This window comes from Peribacillus sp. TE19612 (genome assembly GCF_056279465.1).
In genome coordinates this window covers 1-14,029 of the sequence record NZ_JBWCCL010000031.1, presented here as the reverse complement: position 1 = coordinate 14,029, position 14,029 = coordinate 1, and the positions used below count along the sequence as shown (strand labels likewise).

21 protein-coding genes are annotated in these 14,029 nt (G+C 34.2%); 18 read left to right on the top strand and 3 right to left on the bottom strand.

What is annotated here, in order from left to right; genetic code table 11:
* The first annotated feature begins 547 nt into the window (after positions 1–547).
* Complete coding sequence (locus ACZ9AO_RS25905) at positions 548–1,162, top strand: undecaprenyl-diphosphatase (protein ID WP_251544232.1); 615 nt, start codon at positions 548–550, stop codon at positions 1,160–1,162.
* Positions 1,163–1,537: 375 nt separating this feature from the next.
* Positions 1,538–1,978 (top strand): cell wall hydrolase, encoded by a 441-nt coding sequence (locus ACZ9AO_RS25900; protein ID WP_096341096.1) that lies wholly within the window; start codon positions 1,538–1,540, stop codon positions 1,976–1,978.
* Between the two features lie 225 nt (positions 1,979–2,203).
* Here the strand turns inward: ACZ9AO_RS25900 and ACZ9AO_RS25895 are convergent, their stop codons facing one another.
* Positions 2,204–2,449: a hypothetical protein gene (locus ACZ9AO_RS25895; RefSeq protein ID WP_476111259.1), complete on the bottom strand. Its 246-nt coding sequence runs from the start codon at positions 2,447–2,449 to the stop codon at positions 2,204–2,206.
* Between the two features lie 310 nt (positions 2,450–2,759).
* On the opposite strand from ACZ9AO_RS25895, the gene ACZ9AO_RS25890 reads away from it, so the two are divergent.
* From ACZ9AO_RS25890 to ACZ9AO_RS25870, 5 genes are all read left to right on the top strand, one after another.
* Positions 2,760–3,146 (top strand): DUF1259 domain-containing protein, encoded by a 387-nt coding sequence (locus ACZ9AO_RS25890; RefSeq protein WP_251544230.1) that lies wholly within the window; start codon positions 2,760–2,762, stop codon positions 3,144–3,146.
* Between the two features lie 700 nt (positions 3,147–3,846).
* Positions 3,847–4,707 carry a transporter substrate-binding domain-containing protein gene (locus ACZ9AO_RS25885; protein WP_476111257.1) on the top strand — a complete coding sequence of 287 codons (861 nt, stop codon included), beginning with the start codon at positions 3,847–3,849 and terminating at the stop codon, positions 4,705–4,707.
* A 274-nt stretch (positions 4,708–4,981) separates the two neighbouring features.
* Entirely contained in the window at positions 4,982–5,347 is a 366-nt protein-coding gene (locus tag ACZ9AO_RS25880; protein ID WP_063594884.1) for a DUF2089 domain-containing protein, read from the top strand.
* A gap of 13 nt (positions 5,348–5,360) precedes the next feature.
* Positions 5,361–5,750, top strand: coding sequence for an SHOCT-like domain-containing protein (locus ACZ9AO_RS25875; RefSeq protein ID WP_202317248.1), 390 nt, complete (start codon positions 5,361–5,363; stop codon positions 5,748–5,750).
* Between the two features lie 10 nt (positions 5,751–5,760).
* Positions 5,761–6,042: a hypothetical protein gene (locus ACZ9AO_RS25870; protein ID WP_063594882.1), complete on the top strand. Its 282-nt coding sequence runs from the start codon at positions 5,761–5,763 to the stop codon at positions 6,040–6,042.
* A 171-nt stretch (positions 6,043–6,213) separates the two neighbouring features.
* Here the strand turns inward: ACZ9AO_RS25870 and ACZ9AO_RS25865 are convergent, their stop codons facing one another.
* Positions 6,214–6,372 carry a hypothetical protein gene (locus ACZ9AO_RS25865; protein WP_476111255.1) on the bottom strand — a complete coding sequence of 53 codons (159 nt, stop codon included), beginning with the start codon at positions 6,370–6,372 and terminating at the stop codon, positions 6,214–6,216.
* Between the two features lie 238 nt (positions 6,373–6,610).
* Here ACZ9AO_RS25865 and ACZ9AO_RS25860 point away from each other — a divergent pair, with 238 nt between their 5' ends.
* The 5 genes from ACZ9AO_RS25860 (at position 6,611) to ACZ9AO_RS25840 (ending at position 9,561) form a co-directional block, all read left to right on the top strand.
* Positions 6,611–6,997, top strand: coding sequence for a nuclear transport factor 2-like protein (locus ACZ9AO_RS25860; RefSeq protein ID WP_476111253.1), 387 nt, complete (start codon positions 6,611–6,613; stop codon positions 6,995–6,997).
* Between the two features lie 361 nt (positions 6,998–7,358).
* On the top strand, positions 7,359–8,033 hold the full coding sequence (locus ACZ9AO_RS25855; RefSeq protein WP_476111251.1) for a VOC family protein: 675 nt from the start codon (positions 7,359–7,361) through the stop codon (positions 8,031–8,033).
* A 63-nt stretch (positions 8,034–8,096) separates the two neighbouring features.
* Complete coding sequence (locus ACZ9AO_RS25850) at positions 8,097–8,549, top strand: hypothetical protein (RefSeq protein ID WP_251544227.1); 453 nt, start codon at positions 8,097–8,099, stop codon at positions 8,547–8,549.
* Positions 8,550–8,787: 238 nt separating this feature from the next.
* Positions 8,788–8,928, top strand: a complete 141-nt coding sequence (locus ACZ9AO_RS25845; RefSeq protein WP_476111249.1) for a DUF3953 domain-containing protein — start codon at positions 8,788–8,790, stop codon at positions 8,926–8,928.
* A gap of 141 nt (positions 8,929–9,069) precedes the next feature.
* The gene (locus ACZ9AO_RS25840) at positions 9,070–9,561 is read left to right on the top strand and encodes a DUF6584 family protein (RefSeq protein WP_476111263.1); all 492 of its coding nucleotides are present in this window, start codon (positions 9,070–9,072) and stop codon (positions 9,559–9,561) included.
* 137 nt (positions 9,562–9,698) lie between these two features.
* Here ACZ9AO_RS25840 and ACZ9AO_RS25835 read toward each other — a convergent pair whose 3' ends face one another.
* Positions 9,699–10,343, bottom strand: coding sequence for a YczE/YyaS/YitT family protein (locus ACZ9AO_RS25835; protein ID WP_476111261.1), 645 nt, complete (start codon positions 10,341–10,343; stop codon positions 9,699–9,701).
* 109 nt (positions 10,344–10,452) lie between these two features.
* On the opposite strand from ACZ9AO_RS25835, the gene ACZ9AO_RS25830 reads away from it, so the two are divergent.
* The 6 genes from ACZ9AO_RS25830 (at position 10,453) to ACZ9AO_RS25805 (ending at position 13,871) form a co-directional block, all read left to right on the top strand.
* On the top strand, positions 10,453–10,905 hold the full coding sequence (locus tag ACZ9AO_RS25830; RefSeq protein WP_251543596.1) for a MarR family winged helix-turn-helix transcriptional regulator: 453 nt from the start codon (positions 10,453–10,455) through the stop codon (positions 10,903–10,905).
* Positions 10,906–10,931: 26 nt separating this feature from the next.
* Entirely contained in the window at positions 10,932–11,450 is a 519-nt protein-coding gene (gene paiA / locus ACZ9AO_RS25825; RefSeq protein ID WP_476111247.1) for a spermidine/spermine N(1)-acetyltransferase, read from the top strand.
* A gap of 275 nt (positions 11,451–11,725) precedes the next feature.
* A complete protein-coding gene (locus ACZ9AO_RS25820; RefSeq protein WP_034310968.1) occupies positions 11,726–11,908 on the top strand; it encodes a hypothetical protein in 183 nt (60 codons plus the stop codon).
* A gap of 68 nt (positions 11,909–11,976) precedes the next feature.
* Positions 11,977–12,108 (top strand): DUF6254 family protein, encoded by a 132-nt coding sequence (locus ACZ9AO_RS25815; RefSeq protein WP_221408526.1) that lies wholly within the window; start codon positions 11,977–11,979, stop codon positions 12,106–12,108.
* Positions 12,109–12,896: 788 nt separating this feature from the next.
* The gene (locus ACZ9AO_RS25810) at positions 12,897–13,241 is read left to right on the top strand and encodes a hypothetical protein (RefSeq protein WP_476111245.1); all 345 of its coding nucleotides are present in this window, start codon (positions 12,897–12,899) and stop codon (positions 13,239–13,241) included.
* Between the two features lie 141 nt (positions 13,242–13,382).
* Positions 13,383–13,871, top strand: coding sequence for a GNAT family N-acetyltransferase (locus ACZ9AO_RS25805; protein WP_476111243.1), 489 nt, complete (start codon positions 13,383–13,385; stop codon positions 13,869–13,871).
* The last annotated feature ends 158 nt before the right edge of the window (positions 13,872–14,029 follow it).

Sequence of the window (14,029 nt, the reverse complement as noted above, 5' to 3'; positions counted from 1 at the left end):
CTCTCCCAGCCGTAGAATCAGTATTGACCGTTCTGAACCATTTTCATTCTCTGTGGTGAAGCGCTGATTTTTGCGCTTCATGGATGGCTAACGGGTGCGTTCGTTCTATAAAAGGCTGCCAATTGGCGGCTTTTTTTACAAAACAAAAAAGGAGCTATATACTCCTGGTAATTTTAAAAATCCAAAAGGTTCACCCCTTGTTATATATATCAGAAGGACGATGTCAACTTCCGTCATAATAAACATAGGCACAAATTGATCCCATTTCCCTTGCCAATCCGTCTGCTTCATTTTCAAATTCAGTTACCCATCTGTTCGCCGCACTCAACATGAGCCCATATTCTTAATATTGCCATCAAGATAGTTTAAGGGGTGAGTGAGATAGTTTAATATAAATGGAGGATTAAAACCGCCACTCGTAAAATAAGTTGATGATGGACTTTCTGTCTGAAAGATGTAAAATATAGGTTTAATTGAAGTTCATCTTATTTACATAATGGAGCTTAATGAAGGTTTAAGTGATAATACAATCAGGAGGAATTTTTCAATGGCTTTGTCCGAAATGAATAGTAATTTGTTTAGAATGATTAATAATCTAGGTAAACAATACACGGATTTAAATCCTTTCTTTGTATTCATCGCTGAATACATGATATTTTTCTTAGTATTGGCAGTGCTGATGTTTTTGTTTTCTCGAAGTAATAAAAATAGAATCATGGTAATCTGTGCATTTATTACATTAGTTATCTCGGAAATATTGGCGAAAATAGCAGGGCAATTCCACTCGAATTATCAACCTTTTGCTGAGTTGCCCAACGTTAATAAGTTAGTTGAAAAAGCAGTCAATAATTCATTTCCAAGCGACCATACGATCATATTTTTTTCATTTTGCATAACCTTCTGGTTGTTCAAAAGGGGTTGGGGATTTTTATGGGGAATTTTGGCTGTTCTTGTAGGCATTTCGCGAATTTGGGTAGGTGTCCATTATCCAGCAGATGTTCTTGTCGGAGCCATCATCAGTATCGTTTCAGCGATGATCGCTTACAAAATTGTTCTTAAGTTAAGTCTGACCAAGAAATTTTTGAGAAATCAAGGGGCGGGCGAACAATCCATTCTATCTGCCCTATCCAAACAAAAGAAAGGTCAGTCAAAGGACTATTAAAAAAGGGTTAATTAATATACAAATTAACAGACCAAATCGGTCATTGCTTCACTTGCATTTGTTGTTTTTAGTCTTGTTTCAAGAACCGAACGGAAGCAGGACAAAAAATATGTAATTATCAAAAGCTGATTTACTTCTTGAAATGAAATAATTATTAAACAGGAAGTTTTAATCAACGATTCTTCAACTGAAAGGTCGAGAGTATAACAAAAGGTTGCTAAGGCAGCCTTTTTCTTATGGCACAAAAGGGGCAGGTTAGTTGAATTAAAGGGAAAAAAGAATGCAATAGTTTTCATTTTACTTAAAAGCTGTATATTACATAAATAATGGCATGACTGTAGGCTATTTTTCATACAATATTTTTGGGGTGGAAAAATGACAAGAGCAAACTACCGAAGTTCAGACGTTGACTTAATGGCAAGGATGATGAGAGCAGAAGCCGAAGGTGAAGGACAACTAGGAATGTTATTTGTTGGAAATGTAATTGTGAATCGTCTTGTAGCTAATTGTTTAGACTTTAAAGGTTTAAGAACAATTCCACAAGTCATTTATCAAGTACAAGGAGGAAATTATTCTTTTGAAGCTGTTCAAAAGGGGAATGTATTTTATCAAAGAGCGAGAGGTATTGAAAGAAGATTAGCAGAACAGAATTTGAAGCACTGGAGACAGCATCCGGCTAGATATGCTCTTTGGTATTTTAATCCATATGCTCCATGCCCTCCAACATGGTATGATCAACCACATACTGGTCAATTTAAAGACCATTGTTTTTATGAACCAAAACCTGGAACATGTGATAGTGTTTATAGAGGTTAAGCTTACTCTTTGAGTAAGCTTTTTTACATATTTAAAATATTTATACAATATAAAACTTTTAGTAATAGTTTTTATCTAAAAAAGTAAGATTGTGAATTATTGTACTTAAGCTAACGGGTGCGTTAGCTGAAGATCGGAGTTTTCTTAAGGCAGCTCCTTTTCTATGAAACAAACGGGGCAGGTTAGTTCCATAAGCGTTGTGTACTCGAAATACGAAGGCTTAGTTTATTTATTTTTACCCAACTTCTCGTTACCCCGTTTAAAGTTACCCGTAATTTTAGCTAACAATAACTGCAGTTCTGTTATATTATTTTCAACTTCATTGATTCTTTCTATTAGACGCAGAGCCTCTCTATCCTTTAAAAATTTAATTTGTTTACCTTTGTAATAGATTACTACTGTTCCTTTTTTCGTTATTCGATAAGTAAATGGTTCTTCACTTAATCTGATTCGTTTGTCTATATCGCTCACTATACTGTCTCCCTACTTATTATAGTTCAAAGATTATATTCAAAAAAGGCAGTTGATTCTCCTGTTTTCTTTAAATATTTTTATTCACAGTCTGTGTCAAATCTGCGATAAGTCTTATAGAACTAACGGATGGGTTCGTTAATTAGTGAGCTGTGGCGATTGGCCTTTTTCTTATGGAGCTAATGTAAGCAGGGGAGTTTTAATTAGCTATAAAAAAATGTCATTATTTAAATTTCAAAATAGATGCATATCCGTTTCGGATCTATTCATTAGTTCATATCCTATTAATACTAGGGAGGAGATGAATAGATTGGCATCTAATGATGAACTGATTTGTCAAAAGTTTGCTAGGATTATCGGCGGCCAAGAAGGATTTGCGGGTGGCAAATGTGTGGCAACCATAAATCGAAATGAAATAAAAGTAAAAATTTTAGGGAAACGTTTTAGAGTAACCTCTTCTTTCTCATATGAATCCAGAGATAAACAGACTGGACGGGCATTGTGCCTAGGCAGGGTAGCGCTCTTGCAAAAAGAAGTCGAGAATTTTGTTGCTTCCATTCTTAAACAAGGAATAATAGTTTCATCCGTACACAATGAGTGGCTATTCGATAATCCGAATTTGGTTTACGTTAATATCGAAGCTGTTGATGATCCATTAGTTTTTGCAAGGAAAGTCAGAAAAGCGTTACGGAACTAGCGGATTTCCCACTAGTGGTAAAACGGAGCTGTCATAAAAGCAGCTATAAACTGATTACGGTAAAAACCGAGTTTTGTTGAACTAAGGGTGCTTTAACTGAAGGTCGAAGCTGTCTTTAGGCAGCTTTTTCTTATGCAATCATCGGGGAGATTAGTGGAAGAAGGTATTTATTGATCAGCTAAAGAATAGTATTCGTAAAGGTTGATTTCAAGGATTAAACAAAACATTAATATCAGGAGGGAAAAATGGCTGATAATAGTTATGAGAAACAACATATGAAAAAACTCATGACTTTTACTTATATCACGATAGCATTAATATTTTCAATGATATTTCTATTTATTAGCATTTTTCTTTTGTTTTTTTCTATGTCAAGCATTTTAGACCTTGTGTACTTTACACCGAAAATAGCCATTTTCTCATTCTTGATTTCTTGTGTATTTTCTGTTTTAGCTATAAACAATATCTTTGGTAAGATATTGGTAGTATTAAACATATTTCTCATGCTATTTATGATTTTTTATGGGCTATAACTAGATACCATTAAATGAGGACTACACAGTTATGACTAATATGTGTAGTCCTTTTTCTATCAATTGTGGAAAAATGTTTGTTTTTTGAAGGTGATTCTCTTATTTTGTTGTATTTTTACTAATTGATGGATTAATTAAAAATACAGCAAAAAACGGAGGGAAATCACATGTTTAACAATTGGAAAAAAACACTGATGGCTGGAGTGATCAGCTTATCCTTGCTAGGTACTGGGTACGTCAGTCACGAACTAATCTCCTCGCAAAACGTCTCGGCTGAACCGGCAGCTAAAAATGCACCAGGGCATTTGAAAAAAGTGGAGTCTTCCCAGCTTGATGAAATTATCAAACGTGGATACATCCGGGTAGGAATGACGGGGGACTACAAACCATTTACCTATTTGAACCCGGAAACAAATGAGTATGAAGGCTTTGACGTGGATGCTGCCAAAGAGCTTGGCAAAGACCTTGGTGTGGAGGTGAAATTTGTCGCTACCACATGGCCAACGATGATGAAAGACCTGCAAGCGGACAAATTTGATATCGCTGTGGGCGGTGTGACCCGCAACACTGCCAGACAAAAAAGCGCTTATGTATCCCAAGGTTACCTTTCATTCGGTAAGGTGCCTTTGATTCGCAAGGAAGATAAAGACAAGTATCTTACCATTGAAGATATCAACAAGCCTTCTGTGCGCATTGGCGTAAATCCAGGCGGAACAAACGAAGAATTTGTCCGTCAGTATCTAAGCGATGCTAACGTAACGGTTGTAGAAAACAACCTTGATATCCCACATCTTGTTGCAGAAGGTACGTATGATGTTATGATCACTGACACAGTAGAAGCAATGCTGTATGCAAAAGCGGATTCAAGATTGTATGCGGCTCAAACCGACAAGCCTTTCACAAACAGCGAAAAAGGTTATATGATCCCAAGAGGTGATTTCATTTATGCAAGCTACCTGGAAATGTGGATGGATGAAATGGAGCTCCAAGGGAAATTTGATGCCCTCTACAAAAAGTGGATGGAATAGAATTTAGAGGTGTTCCGCTTTTATTTCACCAACTGTGTTAATACCTTGAAACTGGCCATCATTTGAAAACAAGCGTAACCCCGTTCAAAATTTGGACGGGGTTACGCTTGTTTAATTTAACCATTATGGTAAATGTAATACTAAAATCAATAATATTAAACAACAAATTAATATTATTGATTTTTACGATTGAAAAAATTTAATTTTACTATTTATATTTTTAATTCCTTGTTATATAATCGAATCAACTAAAAGGGAGGAATTGCATTCCATTATGGCTTATAAAGTAATTACAGATTGTCCTGTCTGCAGTAAAACATTGAAAATTACAAAGTTGCAGTGCTCTCATTGTCACACTACGATCGAAAATGAGTTTGAATTATCTAAGTTGGCATCCTTATCAAAGGATCAGCTTCATTTTGTTGAAGTATTTTTAACATGCAGAGGGAATATCAAAGAAGTTGAAAAGGAGCTGGGGATTTCGTACCCCACGGTTCGAGGCAAGCTAACAGACATCATTTCATCCCTTGGATATGTGCAGAAGAAGAAAAATGAAGTAGACGAGAAAAAAGTTGTCACCATGTTGGAAAATGGCGAAATCACACCAGAAGAAGCCATTAAGCTCTTAAAAGAGGAATAGGGAGGAATTTATCATGAAAGAGGAAATTTCAAGAGTTTTAACAATGGTTCAAGAAGGAAAGATTGATGCAGATAAGGGATCAGAATTGATTCAAGTATTAAAAGAGAAAGAAGAAACAGGTCAAAAGCCTTTGGAAAAACCAACTAAATATTTAGATAAAACATTAAAAATTCGTGTTGTATCAGCCGAAAATGATAACGTCACGGTCAATTTGCCTATAAAACTGGTCAAGGTAGTATTAATGGCTGGACACAGTATCGCAGCGAGTATTCCTCAATCCGAAAAATACGTTAAGGATGTAGACATAAGCCTTATCATTGAAGCAATCGAAAACGAATTAGATGGCCAAATTGTTGATATTAAATCGGCAAACGGGGATACCGTTTCCGTCATCATTGATTAGTGATTTGTTTATGATGCATGTAAAAGTGAAAGCAAAAGACGTTCGGTTTACCATCCCAGTTCCATATGCCATTTTAAATATTGTCATTTCCATTTTGTCTTCAAAATTTCTTCAGCAAAATGTAAACAAATGGACAAAAGAGCACTTCGAAAGAAAAAAACTGGATTTTACCTTTCCGTTAATAGACAAAAATATGCTAAAGCCTATCGTCAAGGAACTGAAAAATTATAAAGGGATCGTGCTAGTGGATGTCAGAGCTAAGGACGGTACTGAGGTTAAGGTTAGACTATAAGTTTATTATAGATACGCCGACCAATGCCTGGCATTTTGAAGGGAAATCCTAATTTCTCACAAAGTTCTTTAATTTTAAAAGCTTAAACAAGCATAACCCCGTTCTAAATGTAGGACGGGGTTAAAAATATGTAGTTGCGCCCGATTGTTGAATAATATGACGGGCGCTTTTTTAATCGCGCATTGCTCCTGCCTCTCGGGAAGTCATTGCACCTTGTCCTTTGCTTACATCTTTTTGAATTTGTTGTTTTACTTTTTGTGCATCAGTTCCGGCAAATTCCGGTTTCATAATGGAACCCGAGTTCCCTTTAGCTGGTTGATTCTGCTGCATACAATTCCTCCTCAATTCATGTTTAACACTCTTATTATTTACAAAAAGGTTCAAGAGCACTAATTGATTTTAGAAGCCAATTGCCTTTGAAATATAGACCTAAAACCAGTAACAACTCTCGGAAACTCAAGTGTACACTACATACTTGATCGTATTATTTTGTGGGAATCAAAGGGAATATATGTATCGTAAAGAATATATAATGAAAAAAATTATATAGAAGAGAGGGGATATTATGATGATTAGTGAAAAGAGCAAAAAAATCATTGAAAATTATATTATGGCCTACAATTCGTTTGATATTGAAAGTATGGTTAAACTCCTTCATAAAGAGATCATGTTTAGGAATTTCACCAATGGCGAAATGAACACAGAGACCAGAGGCATACAAGAGTTTAAAGAACTGGCGGAAAAGTCGTCAAAGATTTTCTCTAGTCGCCGTCAGACGGTTATTGACTATAACGCTATAGAAGATAAGGCAGAAGTGCAAATTGAATATGAAGCAATACTGGCTGTTGATTTGCCTAACGGATTAAACAGTGGAGATAAGATTCTTCAATTAAAAGGAAAGTCCATATTTGGACTTAATGAAGGGAAAATATCATTAATTGAAGATTATAGTTGAGTGCATGTAACCTTAATTACGCTAAATAAACGCGTGAACAAGCTTCAATAACTTTTGAAAATATTTTCAGTACTCAACAAAAGGGAGCAATTCTTTAATAAGAAATGCTTTTCTTTATGAACTAACAGATGCTTTAGTACATTATAAGGAGCTGTCAGCAGCTCCTTTTCTTATGCAGCTAAAGGGCCAGTGACTGCAAACAATCAATAAGTGAAATTAAAACAACAATCAGTTAAGTTGGTATATGTAGGTAGAAATAGAATAAATTTACTTGTAATGATAATTATGATTTAATCAGAATGTCAGTACGTTTTATAAATGACTCACTCAATAATTAGATATACAAGGAAGGTTATTATCAATGGAAATTAAATCGATTGTTTTACAGACTAAAAGTTTAATGCAAATGAAAAATTTCTATATTGGAACATTAGGTTTTTCTCTCATTAATGAAGATAAGCATAGCTTTCGATTGGCTGTTGGTACAGGTGAAATGGAGTTTACAACAAAAGAAGTAAAAGGTGACCCCTATTATCACTTTGCTTTTAACATACCGGCTAACAAATTTAATGAGGCAAAATCATGGGCAAAAGAAAGCGTGAGTTTACTTGTTGAAGATGGGGTAGATGAAGCTAATTTTACTCATTTACCTGCCCATGCTCTTTATTTCTATGATCCTTCTGGTAATATAGTAGAATTTATTTCAAGATATGAAATTGCTGAAGCTAGTATGGAGCCTTTTTCGGTTAAAAGCATTTTAAACATAAGTGAAATAGGTTTAATTGTAGAAGACACTATAAGTGTGAGCGAAAAATTAAAGGAAATAGGTGTTTATGAGCGTGACAATAATACAATATGTAAAAAATCCCTTAATTTCATGGGTGAAAGAAGGAATGGGGTATTTATTATATTAGCCCAACCTGGGAGAAGGTGGATATTCTCCGATAAAACATCTGCCATATTCCCTCTGGAGATTACATTAATAAATAACAATAAAATAATCATCAATTCCGATAATGAATTTCAGATATATTGAGACAGGTTAAAATTTTCTTGATTTAGTGAGTGTATGGTTTTGATTCTTTGAGGGGGAAAGGCAATGATGAAAAAAGTTTGTATGATATTTATATTTGTTTCTGTACTTTTTTTCGGTTGTAGCAATGAAAAAAAAGATCTGAAAGAAGACCCTGGGCTTAATAAATCCCAAAAGATAGAAGTATCGTCAGAAGAAAATCCAGACTTGGTTTTAAGCGTTATAGACAATCAAGATGAAGTAAGTGAATTTGTTAATACACTTGAAGTTGATAAATGGCGTATTGTAGATAATCCTCCAAATTCAACTAAAGAGTATATTTATAAGATGTACCAAGAAGATACAGTCAAACATGGAGAGCCAAATACAGATAAAAAGGAACTTAAACAAATCGCTACAATTATTACATATAAAGATAGCCCTTATATTGAACTTAGAACCAAGAAACTGCATTTAAATTTTAAAGTTCCAAAAGATGTAGCAGAATACCTATCCAATAAAGAGAATCAAAAACATTGACCATACAACAATTTACGTCAACAATACGTTATTTCTTTTTATTGAATGAAATTAACTGGCAATAGGCAGCTTTTTCTTATGGAGGGGTAGGATAGTAGAATTAGTATGCGAATAAAATTGTACAGAACTTAATAGGGGGAAATATTTTCTTGAAAATGGTTAGAGTTATATTAGCAATAGTTGTTATTGTTCTAACAGGATATAATCGAATAACTGAAACCGAGTTAACGACTATTATATGTTTTCCCAAGGGGCACTTATATTGGTGACAGGATTATCCGAACTTCAAAAAGACAGAAAAGAGTTTTGGGGATATATGAACATTGTTATCTCTTTATTTATTTTCTTTGTTTCTATACAGGGTTTCTTAATGAACTAACGGGGGTGCGCTAGCTGAAAATCGGAGCTGCCTTAGGGCAGCTTTTTCTTTATGTAACTAAAGGGGCAGGTTGTTGGAGAAGGAACTATTTTGAACGATCTAGAAATAAAGACTATAAAGAAAAGATAATGAGGTGTTTATATAGAAAAGATACCTGTTAAAACGATTAAGAAGATAGAAGAAGACATTGAAAAAAATGATTTAGGGAAAGCAAGGGATAGGCTACATGGGTTAATTTCGACCTATCCTAATGAGTTAGAACTGCGCAGAAAGCTGGGGGACATCTATTTTGCATTGAAATACCCTTCAATGGCAGGTCGTTATTGGTATTTAGAAAAGAATAAGACATCAGAGATGGTAAAAGCGTGTATTTTGTTCGAAAAATCTATGGGAAACGATCCTTTCAGAATAGCACGAGCTCTGAAATTTAAAGGTGATAGTGAAATTTTAATAAGACTGGAATTGGATCAGGTAATTTCTCCTATACAAAATAAAGTGAAAGAGAGTCTGCTGGAACAACCTGACGATCTATTAAAAGATAATTTGGTTAGTTTGGGTTGCTTCTCAATAATCATATTAACAATTCTCTTTGCATTAGTCGGAGTTTACGCTTTTTTCACCTGGATTTTTTGATCCGTAATCTTGCTTTATAAGAGAGTTTTATAGTACTTGTTCTTTACCTAACGGGTGCGTTACTTTTAAAATCTGGTTGCCATCGCTGGCAGTCTTTTTAGGAGCAGGTTAGTTGAACGATAAAGATAAAAATCATTCTATATGGAATGTTTTTTATCTTTATCATAATTCGGTGATGTACTAGGTTGTGTTAATATGCGGTCTAATACTTTTTCAGTAAATGGCATAAAGTAATTGAGTATCAGCCCGCCTAAACAAACGGTTAATAAAGTTCCAACGCCAATTGGTCCATTTGAAATCATTGCCATTATTAAGAATGCGAGGTAAATGACTGTTCTCGAAAAAAATATATTTGTTTTCGTTAATTCTTGTATGATTAATGTTAATCGGTCAACTGGAATCGGTGCAAAATTTGTGTGTAAATATGTTGCCGTTCCTAATCCTATAACAACCAAGCCGATTCCAAAACAAATAATTTTGCTGTACCATAGTTCAGGTGTTATCAAATTGTGCAATAAAAAAAGCCATATATCAATCCCGATCCCCGTTATAAATGCTGTTAACAACCCCAAAGCTTCTGGTCTTTGCCTTTTTAAAAATGAATTAAAACATATCAAGATCAAAGCTATTATGACTTCCCAACTTCCCACAGTAAGCCCCGCATTTATGGATAGTCCCACCAAAAGTGCATCAAAAGGTGAAGTCCCAAGATCTGATTGTATAGTGAAAGAAATACCAAGGGTTAATATTAAAATTCCTAATACATAAAAAACATATTTCACTATACCGCCCCTTTGTTTTTTTTGTTGCAAACGCAACAAAAATACGTTAAATTTAATATAGGTCATTTTTATTGCATTTGCAACAAAAATATGTGCTAAGGAGTTCATTATGAAGGAAATTCTTCGTGAAATTGGAATGATAGCAAGGGCATTAGATTCCATAAGCAATATCGAATTTAAAGAACATGACCTTACAAAAGGGCAGTATTTGTACCTTGTGCGAATATGTGAAAACCCAGGAATCATTCAGGAAAAGTTAGCTGAGATGATAAAAGTAGATCGAACAACAGCAGCTCGTGCTATAAAAAAGCTTGAAATCAATGGCTTTATTGAAAAGAAAGAAGATAAACACAACAAAAAAATTAAAAAGCTCTTTCCAACGGAGAAAGGAAAAAATGTTTATCCTTTTATAAAAAGAGAAAATGATTACTCCAATATCGTTGCATTAGAGGGATTTTCGGAAAGAGAAGTAGTAACCATTTCCGATCTTCTTCACAGAGTAAGAAAAAATGTAGAAAAAGACTGGGAATTTGTAAAAAAGGGAAACAAGAGAAATTATTGATTATTATAAAGGAGCGGCATATTTAAATGACTACAAATATTAAAAAGTGTACCCTAGACGATTCGCGCATTCTCCAAGAAATTAGTTATGAAACATTTAATGAGACATTTAAGCATCAGAATTCACCCGAAAATATGAATGCCTATTTGGAAAGGGCTTTTAACTTAAACCAATTAGAAAAAGAATTAGCCAATATTTCTTCGCAATTCTTTTTTGTTTATTTTAATAATGAAGTCGCTGGATATTTAAAGGTCAATACCAATGATGCTCAGACTGAAGAAATGGGTGATGATTCACTTGAAGTCGAGCGGATTTATATAAAGAACAAATTTCAAAAACATGGGCTTGGTAAATATCTGTTAAATAAAGCAATGGACATTGCGATGGAAAGTAATAAAAAGAAAATCTGGCTGGGCGTATGGGAAAAAAATGAAAATGCCATTGGTTTTTATAAGAAAATTGGGTTTGTTCAAACTGGAGCCCACTCTTTTTATATGGGTGATGAAGAACAAACGGACTTTATAATGACCAAAACACTCATATAACTTATTTTGAAAGGTACATCATTGATAAATAATGAAGGAAATCCAAATTCAAACAAATGGCAGAACTGATGGAAAAGAGATAAAAAAATCACATATAGCCCACTTTTATTTAACCCTCAGGTTCAATAATTTTGGATGGTACTGCACGAACGGGAACTCATTATTCACTTTATTATTTACCTGAATTACATGACGGATTCATGCTACTGCCGGTTTTATTCGGAGTATATTTCTTCTTTCTGATCTCATACTAAATATAAGAAGGAGGGGTATACATGGCAAAACGAACAAAGAAAAATGATGCAGATCAAAAAAACAAACAAGGGTTTGATTCAAGCAAAACTGATTCTGAATTCTCTAAGGAATTCGGCAGTGCAAATGCTAATCAAGCACATAAAAATAAAGCAAAAAAAGAAAAAGCATCTAAAAATCAAGGTGAGTGGAAAGGCATGCATTGATGCCTGCTTGAGTACGCTTATCGTGCTTCAAACTTTTTACTTAACTTTATGTAAAGGAGCTTATTTAGATGACTCAATCCAAGCGACAACAAGAACGCCAATGGAAAGATCGTAAACAATCGCAGAATCCACATGGTAAGGTCCCTTCATTTGAACAATTAGCTGAAGATACGGGCAAAAATGAATCTGAAACTAAGTAAAACGGTTCTCTTTTCGTTACCTAAAAGGCCATAATCATCGATGATTATGGTCTTTTTAGGTTTTTATATACGAGCTGGATTTTTAGAATGATTCGTATGTATCCCCTTAAGTACATACTGTAAAAGACAAAGACTACATAAAAATGCGGATTATTACAAAACCTTTTAGTAAGGAGTTTTTTGGAAGGGGGGGAAGATCAGATATATGTTTTCATTACGGGGAGATGCTCATAAAATTTATCTTCAATTAAAAAAGGCCTCATACAAAGACCGATCTTTCAAAGGGATGAAGAAACTGATTGAAGTGGAAGAAATTCAAAATTTTTATAGTTCGATTGATAGCGATACGTTAAAAAAAGTTTATTATTGTATGATAAAAGAGAAAAACGGATCGGGGATCATTCCTATTATAATATCCTCTGGGCCTTGGCTTTTTCTTCTGTTTTCAAATCAATTGCAAGATTTCCTTTTTAAAGATGGGAGTTTGCTTTGGGTCGCCTTTAGTATAATATATATTTCGATTCTTTCCATAAGTGTGTTTCTTCACTTCCATGAAAGATCATGGTCTTTTGTTCATATTGAAATCATTCAAGAAATTTTACATGATCGAAAAGGGATAAGGGAAAAGGCATGAGGTTCCCTCAATTTTTCGGAGGATATTTGTCTATAAACTCAGCGATTCTTTAATAAGAATCGCTTTTCTTATTGAACTAATAGGACAGGTTACTTTAACAAAAGTCATGTAAAATATAATAAAAAAGCGTGTAGTAGAGGAGTCAGAAAATAATATGGAATGTTTATGTGAACAAAAAGAATCATATGAGTTGAAAGTTGAAGGGGATGTTGGGGCGGACCCTATATGGTGCAATCAATGTGGTTGTAACTTGGATATAGATGACCTTCCGATTTCAGATACGTTAACTAATGAATTGATTGAATGGGTAAATAGGTATGGTGAATGGATTGATTGGGATGAAGATAAATTGCTTCCTAATGGGATTGAACTAGAAGAAGAACACAATAAACAAGGATTAACTTTAACGGAAAAAGCAGAGAAAGAACTTGAAGGGAAATATAGAATTAAATTTTCACCTTCGACAATGGCAAGAATGTATGCAAATAAAGATCATTAACCCTTATTCCTCGGAGCTGTCTTTAAGGCAGCTTTTTCTTTATGCAACAAACGGGGGCAGGTGAGTTCATGAAGGACAAATGGAAGTTTATATCGAAATTAATGAAGTAAGAGCTTAATAAATGGTAAAAGAGGGATAACAATGATTGTTTCATTCCACCCCGTTTCCAAAGATGAAAAGCATATTCTTCAGAATTTATATTCCCTTTATTTACATGACCTTTCGGAGTTTACCGAGGGTTTAGACATATCAACAGATGGCTCATTTGAATTTGATTCATTTGAATTAATTTGGAAGGAGGAAGGATTAACCCCATACTTTTTGAAAAAAGATATGAAAATTGCAGGGTTTTTATTACTGTTAGAAAGGCCGTTTTTAAATACGGACTATGATTACAGCGTTAATGATATTTTCATTTTGAAAAAATATAGAAGAAAAGGTGCTGCAATATCATTATTAAAGGAATTGTTTAAACAAAAAAAAGGTAATTACTTTGTTGTTCAATTAGCCAATAATATCCCTGCTGTTGTATTTTGGAGAAAGATTTTCAGTGAGCTAAATATAGATTTTGAAGAAAAAAAGCAAATTGTCGATAATGAAGAATGTTTGGTTCAATCCTTTCAAATTTAAACAGATAAACAACGGGTGAGTTGGCTGAAGATGGAGCTGTCTTTAAGGCAGCTTTTTCTTATGGCAACTATCGGGGCAGCATTCCTGTAATAACTGAAAATGAGGTTTGAACGAAAAAAGACCTCTTGATAAGATGAATGTGTCCTGAGCTGGCCAGC

Bases quoted from the DNA above. Each gene is read 5' to 3' on its own strand.
- ACZ9AO_RS25850 (WP_251544227.1), top strand. From the start codon at position 8,097: ATGATGAAAAAAGTTTGTATGATATTTATATTTGTTTCTGTACTTTTT.
- ACZ9AO_RS25900 (WP_096341096.1), top strand. From the start codon at position 1,538: ATGACAAGAGCAAACTACCGAAGTTCAGACGTTGACTTAATGGCAAGG.
- ACZ9AO_RS25870 (WP_063594882.1), top strand. From the start codon at position 5,761: ATGATGCATGTAAAAGTGAAAGCAAAAGACGTTCGGTTTACCATCCCA.
- ACZ9AO_RS25830 (WP_251543596.1), top strand. From the start codon at position 10,453: ATGAAGGAAATTCTTCGTGAAATTGGAATGATAGCAAGGGCATTAGAT.
- ACZ9AO_RS25905 (WP_251544232.1), top strand. From the start codon at position 548: ATGGCTTTGTCCGAAATGAATAGTAATTTGTTTAGAATGATTAATAAT.
- ACZ9AO_RS25845 (WP_476111249.1), top strand. From the start codon at position 8,788: ATGTTTTCCCAAGGGGCACTTATATTGGTGACAGGATTATCCGAACTT.
- ACZ9AO_RS25880 (WP_063594884.1), top strand. From the start codon at position 4,982: ATGGCTTATAAAGTAATTACAGATTGTCCTGTCTGCAGTAAAACATTG.
- ACZ9AO_RS25805 (WP_476111243.1), top strand. From the start codon at position 13,383: ATGATTGTTTCATTCCACCCCGTTTCCAAAGATGAAAAGCATATTCTT.
- ACZ9AO_RS25810 (WP_476111245.1), top strand. From the start codon at position 12,897: ATGGAATGTTTATGTGAACAAAAAGAATCATATGAGTTGAAAGTTGAA.
- ACZ9AO_RS25815 (WP_221408526.1), top strand. From the start codon at position 11,977: ATGACTCAATCCAAGCGACAACAAGAACGCCAATGGAAAGATCGTAAA.
- ACZ9AO_RS25860 (WP_476111253.1), top strand. From the start codon at position 6,611: ATGATTAGTGAAAAGAGCAAAAAAATCATTGAAAATTATATTATGGCC.
- ACZ9AO_RS25855 (WP_476111251.1), top strand. From the start codon at position 7,359: ATGGAAATTAAATCGATTGTTTTACAGACTAAAAGTTTAATGCAAATG.
- ACZ9AO_RS25820 (WP_034310968.1), top strand. From the start codon at position 11,726: ATGGCAAAACGAACAAAGAAAAATGATGCAGATCAAAAAAACAAACAA.
- ACZ9AO_RS25875 (WP_202317248.1), top strand. From the start codon at position 5,361: ATGAAAGAGGAAATTTCAAGAGTTTTAACAATGGTTCAAGAAGGAAAG.
- ACZ9AO_RS25885 (WP_476111257.1), top strand. From the start codon at position 3,847: ATGTTTAACAATTGGAAAAAAACACTGATGGCTGGAGTGATCAGCTTA.
- paiA (WP_476111247.1), top strand. From the start codon at position 10,932: ATGACTACAAATATTAAAAAGTGTACCCTAGACGATTCGCGCATTCTC.
- ACZ9AO_RS25865 (WP_476111255.1), bottom strand. From the start codon at position 6,372: ATGCAGCAGAATCAACCAGCTAAAGGGAACTCGGGTTCCATTATGAAA.